The organism is Gordonia sp. (in: high G+C Gram-positive bacteria), assembly GCF_049299075.1.
Lineage (GTDB): Bacteria > Actinomycetota > Actinomycetes > Mycobacteriales > Mycobacteriaceae > Gordonia.
This window is the reverse complement of sequence record NZ_JBAQWU010000266.1, coordinates 1-9,344: the sequence shown is the minus strand read 5'-3', so window position 1 is coordinate 9,344 and position 9,344 is coordinate 1. Positions and strand designations below refer to the sequence as shown.

Here is a 9,344-nt window from a genome sequence, read left to right as displayed (position 1 = left end):
GGTCCCGACACCCCCGGTCCCGACACCCCCGGTCCCGACACCCCCGGTCCCGACACCTCCGCCGACCCGACCGAGCACACCGCGCCCGCAGGTCGGCCCAGATCCCGGTCCCATCGGCGGCGGCCAGACCCGGATGCCGCCGCAGTACGGTCGTCCCACCGACCCCCTCGACCCGAATGTGAGTCTGGAGGAGCTGAAGGCCGAGGCACCGCGCGTCGATCGGCGCCGCGAGCGCAGTGAGCAGATCAGCGTGCACGAGTTGCTGCGCCGTACCCGCGACGCCGACGATCAGGACTGAGGTCCATAGCCGCCATGCCTGACGAGAACCGCGAACCCGACCCAGCAGTCGGCGGACCGAAACCTCGCAAGACGTGGCAACGCGGGCTCCGCCTCGCGGCGATTCTCCTGGTCCTGACGGTGCTCACGGTGGAGGGGATCTTCGTGTGGCCGCACCTACGCAAAGCGTGGGACAGCCTCGGTCAAATCCACTGGGGTTGGGTGGCGGCGTGCATCGTGGCCGCTTTGGCGTCGATGGACAGCTTCGCTCAGGTGCAGCGGGTGCTGTTCAAGGCTGCGGGGGTCCGTGTCTCCCAGCGCGAATCGCTAGCGGTGATACTCGCCTCCAACTCGATCTCGGCCACCATGCCGGGCGGCCAGGTGCTCTCGCCGGCCTTCATCTACCGGGAAAGCCGCAAGTGGGGTGCGGCGCCGGTGATTGCGTCTTGGCAGCTGGTGATGTCCGGGCTGCTCGCTGGCATCGGTTTGGCCGTCCTCGGCCTCGGTGGCGCCATCTTGGCGGGTGCCCGGACCAGTCCCTACTCGGTGATCTTCAGCCTCAGCGCGTTCATCATCCTCATCGCTCTGGTCCAATACCTGGCCACCCACCCGGAAATCCTGCGTGGCGTCGGCCGCGGTCTGCTGTCCTGGGTGAACAATCTGCGCGACAAGCCCGCCGACCACGGTGTCGAGCGACTGAACCGAATCCTCGTGCAACTCGGCTCGGTGAAGCTTGGACGGCGCGCGACGATGGCCGCCTTCGGCTGGAGCTTCTTCAACTGGGTCGCCGACGTCGCCTGTCTGGCGTTCGCCTGCTACGCGGTGGGCGCGGAACCCGGGATCATCGGCCTGATGGTCGCTTATGCGGTGGGCAAGGCGGTCGGCACGGCCGTGCCGCTGCTCCCGGGCGGCATCGGCGTCGTTGATGTCGCCATGTTCCCGCCGCTGGTCGCCGCGGGGATGGACCAGAGCGACGCGCTCCTGGCGATCTTGTTGTACCGCCTCGTCAGCTACCTGCTGATTGCGCTCATCGGCTGGGTGGTGATCACCTTCCGTTACCGTGGCGCGATCAAGGCCCGCAACGATATCCGCTCGGAGATGGAGCGCGAGGAGAGCGCGAACGATGTCGTCGACCCCACCGACGCCGCGCCGACGCACGGCCGCGACGACCCCGGCCGCACCTGATCGCCCACCCGCTTCCGCGCGCGGTCTAGCGTTAACGCTCATGACCACTCCGATGCCTCCCGATTTTCGACGCCTTCGCTGGTTAGCACTGGACGTGATCGGGGTGGCCGTATTCGTGGCCATCGGTCGGATCAACCACGCCCACGGGCTCGCTCTCGCCGGCTACGCCAACGCGCTGTGGCCGTTCCTGGTCGGTCTGGCGGCTGGTTGGCTGCTGACCGCAGCCATCAGTGCCGCCCGGGAGCGGTCGTGGGCGCCGCAACAATTGTGGGTGGGCGCGTTCTGCGTGGTGACCGTCGTGGCGCTCGGCATGCCGCTGCGCTGGCTGTCCGGACAGGACGTGGCCGTCGCCTTCGTGATTGTCGCGACGGTGTCGAATACGGTCTTGCTGATCGGCTGGCGGATCGCGGCGCGCGTCATGGCGCGCAACAAACAATCCTGAGCGATACTGGCGTCGACCCGACGCCCCATGTCCGCGGTGACCGGCGCTCGCTAGTCGAGGCGGTAGTACTTCTGCGCGACCTGGAGAGCAGCGGTGCCCGCGCGCTCGTCTTCGCAGTAGACGACCAGCACCTTGCCGCCGGAGAGTCCGATGAACCAGCCGGGGCCCGACGCCCCGTTGGTGCCCACCAGAGCGCGCAGGCCGGGCGCCCCGGTGATGTCACTGGCGTCGCCGGTGCGAGCAGTCGCCGCCATCCCCGCAGCCACGGCGCGCACCGTTGCCGGCGTCATCTTGCCCAACGCGCCCCCGGTGATTTTGGTAGCTGAGCCCTTAATCAGGAAGGGGGCGACCGCGGTGTCCTCTCCGGACAACGAACGGGACACAGCGACGCCGAGCGCGCCCATGTTGATCATGGTGGCGGTGAAGTCCTGTGGTCGGAACGAGGCCGCGCCGAACGTCCCGCGTGCGGAATCCCGCGGCGCCACGACGCCGGGGACGGTGAAGGTCAGGCCCAGGCCCAAATGGTGCATCTGCGCCTCGGCGGCTTCGCGGGTCTTGGCCGAGGAGTCGATAGCGTCGAAGACTGGGTCCAGCGTGCTACCGGTCGGATAGGCGACGTCGGCCAGCACACGCTCGTGCTCGGCCGCGTCGTTCTGGGCCATCCCGAGGATCGCGCCGGTCGTCCCGTCGAAGGTCATGATGGTGGCCGGCTGCGCCACCTCGACCACGGCGTCGCCGAGCGTCAGCTGTTCGACCTGGTTGATCGTGGTCATGATGTCCGGCCCGGAGCGTCCCTGCTCACCAGCCAACTCGACCGGGACCGCGCCGGGCGCGGCCTGCTGGACCTGCCAGCCTGCGGTGGCGTCACGGATGGCCTGCCAGTAGTTGGTCAGGCCGGTGGCCAGCGGCGTGGAGATCCGACGATCGCTCATCACCAGCATGCCCCCCTTGACCACGGTGACCCCGGCAATCCGCTCCGGATCAGCGGCGAGCAACTTCAGGTCCGGCTCGCGCAGCGTCGCCGCCAACGTCTCCCCGCCTTGCGCGTCGGCGATTTTGTCATTGATCACCTGCGCGGTGATCAACGGCGCGATCGGTTTGAGTGCCGCAGCCAGGGCATTCACCGAACGCTGCAGATTCCGGGTGGCCGCCGGATTGATCATGATCTCGTGGACCGGCTGCATCTGCATGAACGCTTTGCCCGACGTACTGCGCACGGTCGGCGCGGGCGTGGCATCGGTGCGCACCATCTGGAGGCGCCCACCGACCGGCATGCCGGCGTTGAGCAGCGTCGGATCCCACTGCACCTTCCATCCCGTCGCCAGCTGGCGGACGCTGCCGGTCGTCTTGGTCCCCCAGCCCCGATCGTCTGACCACGCCCAGCCGATCTTCATGCTGAACGACGCGGTGCCGTCACCGTATTCGACGGTATCGAGGACCTGCGCGTCAACGGTGCGGGCGTGCATACCGGCGAAGGTCACGCCCAGTGCTTCGGCAGCCTGCGACGGCGAGGTGGTGAGGTCGGACGCGGCCTGGACGTCTTGCCGAGACATCGCCGCGGCGAAGGCACGCACCGCTTTAGTGGGCTCGCTCTCGTCGTCGGTTCCGCAAGCGGGCACGACAACGACGAGCACGGCGCCCAGGCACAGCGCCATCGCCGAACGCCACGACAGCTTCTTCATATTCCCAATAGTCACTTGTTTAACATGCCGCTGGCCAGTCTGTGTGTTCACGTTCCGGCGTCTAAGTGGTCACGATCCGGTATCCCTCCATAATGGAGCCATGTCCCTACTTCTCGTTCGCGCCGCCGATCGCGCGGTGACCAGTACCGATTGGCTGGTTTCGCAGCACGGATTCTCCTTCGGCGACCATTACGACCCACAGGACACCCATCATGGGGTCCTGCTCGTCCACAACGACGAGCTTGTCGCCCCCGGGCAGGGCTTTGACACCCACCCGCACGCCGAGACCGAGATCGTCACCTGGGTGCTGTCTGGATCGCTGGTCCACCACGACTCGAACGGGAACCGAGGGGTGATCCACCCGGGCCTGGCCCAACGGATGAGCGCTGGCACCGGCCTCACGCATTCGGAACGGAACGACGACGCCGAGAACAGTTCCGAGCCAGCGCATTACATCCAGATGTGGGTCCTGCCCGACGAGACCGGCCACAATCCGTCCTACGAGCAACGCGACATCTCCACCGAACTCGCCGCCGGCGGGCTGCTGCCGTTGGCCTCTGGGGACCGGCGGCACGACTCCGCCATCCGCATCCGCAATGCCGGTGCCACACTGTGGGTGGCCCGTCTGGCGACCGGCGCCAGCGCAACTCTGCCCAGCGGCCGATTCACCCACCTGTTCGTCACCCGCGGTGCGGTCACCACCGAAGGCCTGACGCTGGCCACCGCGGACACCCTGCGCGCGGCCGATCTCGGCGGCACCCGCGTGACCGCGGTGAGCGACGCCGAACTGCTGATCTGGACGATGCACTCCGCCCTCAGCGACTTGTTCACCTGATCGGAGCCACACGCTGGCCGACGGAGCGAGCTTTTGCGGCAGTATGGAGGCCGTGACGACTCTCGATGATTCCAAGTCCGGCCTCGACCTGCAGTGGGTCGACGCTGCGGTATCCCCCGGCGACGACCTGTTCGGCCACGTCAACGGCCGCTGGCTCGCCGAGCACCAGATCCCCGCCGACCGCAGTATCGACGGAGCCTTCCACGTCCTGCGCGACAACGCCGAAGCGCATGTCCGGGAAATCGTCGAAGAATCGGCCGAACAGCCGGGCGATCGGATCGGCGACCTGTACGCATCCTTCATGGACACCGGCCGCATCGAGGCGCTTGGTCTGACGCCCATCGCGGGCCGACTGGCCGCGATTGACGCGATCGGCGACACCACCGCCTTTTCGGCCATGCTCGGCGAGCTGGCCCGCGGCGGGGTCGGCGGGCTCTTCGGCTTCTACGTCGACACCGATTCCCGCCAGTCCGACCGCTACCTGGTGCACATCGTGCAGTCCGGTCTGGGCCTGCCCGATGAGTCGTATTACCGCGAAGATAAGCACGCCGCGACGCGGGAAGCCTACCGAACCCACATTGCAAAGATGTTCACGCTCGCCGGAATCGACGACGCGGCCACCAAAGCGCAGACCGTACTCGACGTCGAGACGGCACTCGCCGCCCATCACTGGGACGTCGTGCGCCGACGCGATGCCGAGGCCACCTACAACCTGCATAGCTACGCCGACTTCGCCGCAGCCGCCACGGGTTTCGACGTCGACGCCTGGGTTGCGGCGGTGACCGGCGGCGGTTCGACCCTTCGACAAGCTCAGGGAGCAGGAGGCCACGATCTAGGGGCGGGCCGGGCATTTGCCGAGGTGAACGTCGGCCAGCCGTCGTACCTGACGGCCGCAGCCCGACTGGTGGCACAGGGCGAGTTAGCCGACTGGAAGACGTGGCTCACCTGGCGGCTGCTGCGCGCCTGCGCGCCGTACCTCTCCTCGTCGTTCGTCGACGAGAACTTCGCCTTCTACGGCACCACGCTGAGCGGCGCCCCGGAAAACCGCGACCGGTGGAAGCGCGGGGTGGGCTTCGTCGAGGACGCAATGGGCTTCGCCGTCGGCGACAAGTACGTCGAGAAGCACTTCCCGCCCGCCGCCAAAGCGCGGATGGACGAGTTGATCGCGAACCTGATCGAGGCCTACCGGCGCAACATCACCGAGCTGGCGTGGATGACGCCAGCCACCCGGACCCGCGCGCTAGCCAAACTGGACCGATTCACTCCGAAGATCGGCTACCCGGCCACCGCACGCGACTACAGCGCGCTGGTCGTCGATCCCGCCGACCTGATCGGCAACCTCGCCCGATCGGCCGCCGTCGAGACTGATCGGGAGCTGGCCAAGATCGGGCAGCCGGTGGACCGCGGCGAGTGGTTCATGACCCCGCAGACAGTTAACGCCTACTACAACCCCGGAATGAACGAGATCGTCTTTCCGGCGGCCATCCTGCAGCCACCGTTCTTCGACGCCGACGCCGACGATGCCGCGAACTACGGTGGAATCGGGGCCGTGATCGGCCACGAGATCGGGCACGGTTTCGACGATCAAGGCGCCAAGTACGACGGCGATGGCAACTTAGTGGACTGGTGGACCGACGCCGACCGCACCGAGTTCGGTAAGCGCACCGGTGCCCTCGCCGCCCAGTACGCGCAGTACACCCCCGCCGGCCTCGGTGCCGAGCACACCGTCAACGGCGAGTTCACGCTGGGCGAGAACATCGGCGATCTCGGCGGACTGTCCATCGCCCTCGTCGCGTACGACATCGCCCAGGAAAGCACCACCCCCGCCCAGCCCGGCGCAGCAGCCACCTCCGGCTCGCCCGTTGAGCTTGTCGACACGATCGACGGCCTGACCGGCGCGCAACGCATCTTTTTCAGCTGGGCGGAGATCTGGCGGACCAAGACGCGCGACGAGGAGGCCATTCGCCGCCTCTCGATCGACCCGCATTCACCGCCGGAGTTCCGCTGCAACGGCGTGGTCCGCAATCTCGATGCCTTCTACGACGCCTTCGACGTCACCGAAGACGCGGCGCTGTACCTGGCGCCCGCCGACCGGGTCCGGATCTGGTGACCGGCGCGGCGGCGCGGCCGACCCGGCGATCCGCCAAATACTGGCTACTCCCGGCAATCGCGGTTCTTCTCTGGCTTGGGATCGGCGGAATCACCGGCCCGCTGGCGGGCAAGCTCAATCAGGTCACGACCACCGATGCGAGCGCCTTCCTCCCGGCGTCGGCGGAGTCGACTCGGGTCGCCGAACAGTTGCCCGCCTTCATCGACACCGGCTTCTTTCCGGCCATCATCGTCGCCGAGCGCACCGGTGCCGCGGGCCTGACCGCTGGCGATCTCGCGTGGCTGAGTCAAGCCACCGCACCGCTGGCCGGGGCGCCAGGCTTCGGGCCGTCGTTCTCGCCGGTATTGCCGGCCCCGGACGGCGCAGCCGCCGAACAGTTCCTGCCGATCTCCACCGACGGCAAACCCAAGGCCACCATTGGCGAGTTGCGCGCGGTGCTCGCCAATCCGCCGTCCGGGCTGATTGTCGCGGTCACCGGCCCGGCGGCGCAGGCCGCGGATTTGTCGAGTGCCTTCGCCGGTATCGACGGCCTGCTGCTTCTGGTGGCGGGCTCACTGGTGCTACTGATCTTGATCATCGTGTACCGCTCGCCGATTCTGCCGATCGTGGTGGTGCTCTCGGCGCTGCTCGCCCTCGCCCTGAGCTGCGGCATCGTCTACTGGCTCACGCGCGCGGGCGCACTGGAACTCAACGGGCAGAGCCAGGGCATCCTGTTCATCCTGGTCTTTGGCGCCGCCACCGACTACGCCCTGCTGCTGGTCGCCCGCTATCGCGAGGAACTTGCTGCCCACGACGATGCCGACCGCGCGCTATGGCGCGCCTGGCGGGCGACGCTGCCGCCGATCGCCGCGTCGGCCGGCACCGTGATCCTCGGGGTGCTGTGTCTGCTGTTGAGCGATCTGAATTCCACGCGCAGCCTCGGCCCGATCGCCGCCGTCGGAATCGCCTCGTCGCTGCTGGCCTCGATCACTTTTCTGCCCGCGGTACTGGCGCTCTTCGGCCGCACCGCGTTCTGGCCGCGGCGGCCGCACCCAGAGGTGACCAGCACTTCGACGGAGCTCAGCACCAGCACTTCGACGGAGCTCAGCACCAGCACTTCGACAGAGCTCAGCAACCAAAGCACCCACCGGATCTGGCAACGGGTCGCCAATTTTGTGAGCGGCGCCCCGCGCAAGGTGTGGGCGGTGACGCTGCTGGTGCTGATCGTCGGCGCGGTCTTCGCCCCGATGTTCCGCAGCGACGGGGTGGCCACTAACGACTTCTTCCTCGGGCAGGTCGAGTCGGTCGACGGTGCGGCCATCCACGCCAAACACTTCGACGCGGGCTCGGGCACCCCGACCTGGCTACTGGTGCCGTCCACCGAGGCCACCGAGGCGGCCGCAGTCGCCCGCCAGACCCCAGGCGTCAGCGCCGCCGAGATCCTCACCGAAGAGGCTGTTCCCGTCGTGCACGACGGCCGATCCGCCGTGCAGGTGACGCTGACGGCCACCGCAGATTCGCTGGCGGCGCAGGACACGATCGTGCGGTTGCGGGACGGGCTGCGCGCCATCCCCGGCGCCGAGGTCGGCGGCGCCACCGCCGTTGACCTGGATACTCGGCAGACGGCCGCGCGCGACCGCAATGTGGTGATTCCGGCGGTGCTCGTCGTCGTCCTGGCCGTCTTGATCTTGCTGCTGCGCAGCCTCGCTGCCCCGGCGCTGCTGCTGGCGACGACGGTGCTCTCGTTCGCGACCACCCTCGGTATCGCGGCACTCCTGTTCAACGGGCCGTTCGGTTTCCCGGGTGCCGATCCGACGGTGCCGCTGTTCGCGTTCGTGTTCCTGGTGGCGCTGGGCATCGACTACAACATCTTCTTGATGACGCGGGCACGCGAAGAGGCCAAAGTTCACGGCACCCGGCGCGGTATGGTCATCGCACTGACCACCACTGGTGGCGTGATCAGTGCCGCCGGGATTGTGCTGGCTGCCACCTTCGCGGCGCTTGCGGTGATTCCGCTGCTATTCCTCGTGCAGATCGCGTTCCTGGTGGCGGTGGGCGTGCTGATCGACACCCTGATTGTGCGGTCGCTGCTCGTTCCGGCTGTCACACTCGACGTCGGTCCGCCAATCTGGTGGCCGGCCCAGTTTCGGGCAGATCGGAGGTCCGCGTGATCGATCGGGAATCACCGTCCACCCGCCCCGGGTCGGCCGAGTCGCTGCTGGTGACCCAGGGTTCGGTCGGGAGCGCCACCCTGAGCAACGTGAATGCGCCCTGGCTCGCCCGTGCGCTACTGCGCCCGCTCGGCGCTGCGTGCGTCCTGCTGATCGGCTACTTCCTGCTCCCCTTCAACAAAGAGAGCGATCTCACCGTGATCGGCACGCTGATCGGCAGCGGGCTACTGATCGCCTTCTGCGTGTGGGAGGTCCGCAACTTCTTGCACGCGAAGTATCCGTTAGCCGCCGCTATCGAGATGCTCGCCGCGCTGGTGACGCTGTATCTGATCTCGTTCTCGACGGTCTACTTTATTTTCTCGGACTATCACCTGGGCAGCTTCAACGAGCAGCTCACTCGCATGGATGCGCTGTACTTCTGCCTGACGGTGTTCACCACGACGGGCTTCGGCGATATTAACGCCGTGAGCCAAGCCGCGCGCCTCGCAGTGAGCTTTCAGATGGCCGCGAACTTGATCCTGTTGGGCTTGGGCGCCCGACTGTTCGGCATGATCGTCACGAATCGCCTCAACGCCGTACGACGACCAGCGGCCGCGGACGCCCCCTGATACTGACGCCCCCAGATACTAACGACCGCTGATTCCGGACATCAAGCACGCTGACT

General features: G+C 67.5%; 8 protein-coding genes. 7 read left to right on the top strand and 1 reads right to left on the bottom strand.

Annotation, left to right across the window (positions count from 1 at the left end):
* From WAW85_RS08325 to WAW85_RS08315, 3 genes are all read left to right on the top strand, one after another.
* A partial coding sequence (locus tag WAW85_RS08325; protein WP_422559149.1) for a hypothetical protein occupies positions 1–298 on the top strand: 298 nt, incomplete at its 5' end.
* 14 nt (positions 299–312) lie between these two features.
* On the top strand, positions 313–1,461 hold the full coding sequence (locus tag WAW85_RS08320) for a lysylphosphatidylglycerol synthase transmembrane domain-containing protein (protein WP_422559148.1): 1,149 nt from the start codon (positions 313–315) through the stop codon (positions 1,459–1,461).
* Between the two features lie 40 nt (positions 1,462–1,501).
* Entirely contained in the window at positions 1,502–1,903 is a 402-nt protein-coding gene (locus WAW85_RS08315; protein WP_422559147.1) for a DUF3054 domain-containing protein, read from the top strand.
* Between the two features lie 50 nt (positions 1,904–1,953).
* On the opposite strand, the gene WAW85_RS08310 is transcribed toward WAW85_RS08315, so the two are convergent.
* The gene (locus WAW85_RS08310; protein ID WP_422559146.1) at positions 1,954–3,585 is read right to left on the bottom strand and encodes an NTF2-like N-terminal transpeptidase domain-containing protein; all 1,632 of its coding nucleotides are present in this window, start codon (positions 3,583–3,585) and stop codon (positions 1,954–1,956) included.
* A 100-nt stretch (positions 3,586–3,685) separates the two neighbouring features.
* On the opposite strand from WAW85_RS08310, the gene WAW85_RS08305 reads away from it, so the two are divergent.
* Genes WAW85_RS08305 through WAW85_RS08290 form a run of 4 tightly spaced genes read left to right on the top strand, consistent with a single transcriptional unit; the run spans position 3,686 to position 9,288 of the window.
* Entirely contained in the window at positions 3,686–4,420 is a 735-nt protein-coding gene (locus WAW85_RS08305; RefSeq protein WP_422559145.1) for a pirin family protein, read from the top strand.
* Between the two features lie 43 nt (positions 4,421–4,463).
* Complete coding sequence (locus WAW85_RS08300; RefSeq protein WP_422559144.1) at positions 4,464–6,530, top strand: M13 family metallopeptidase; 2,067 nt, start codon at positions 4,464–4,466, stop codon at positions 6,528–6,530.
* On the top strand, positions 6,527–8,680 hold the full coding sequence (locus WAW85_RS08295; RefSeq protein ID WP_422559143.1) for an MMPL family transporter: 2,154 nt from the start codon (positions 6,527–6,529) through the stop codon (positions 8,678–8,680). Before WAW85_RS08300 ends, WAW85_RS08295 begins: the two co-directional genes overlap by 4 nt.
* Positions 8,680–9,288 (top strand): potassium channel family protein, encoded by a 609-nt coding sequence (locus WAW85_RS08290; protein ID WP_422559150.1) that lies wholly within the window; start codon positions 8,680–8,682, stop codon positions 9,286–9,288. Before WAW85_RS08295 ends, WAW85_RS08290 begins: the two co-directional genes overlap by 1 nt.
* Positions 9,289–9,344: the final 56 nt, after the last annotated feature.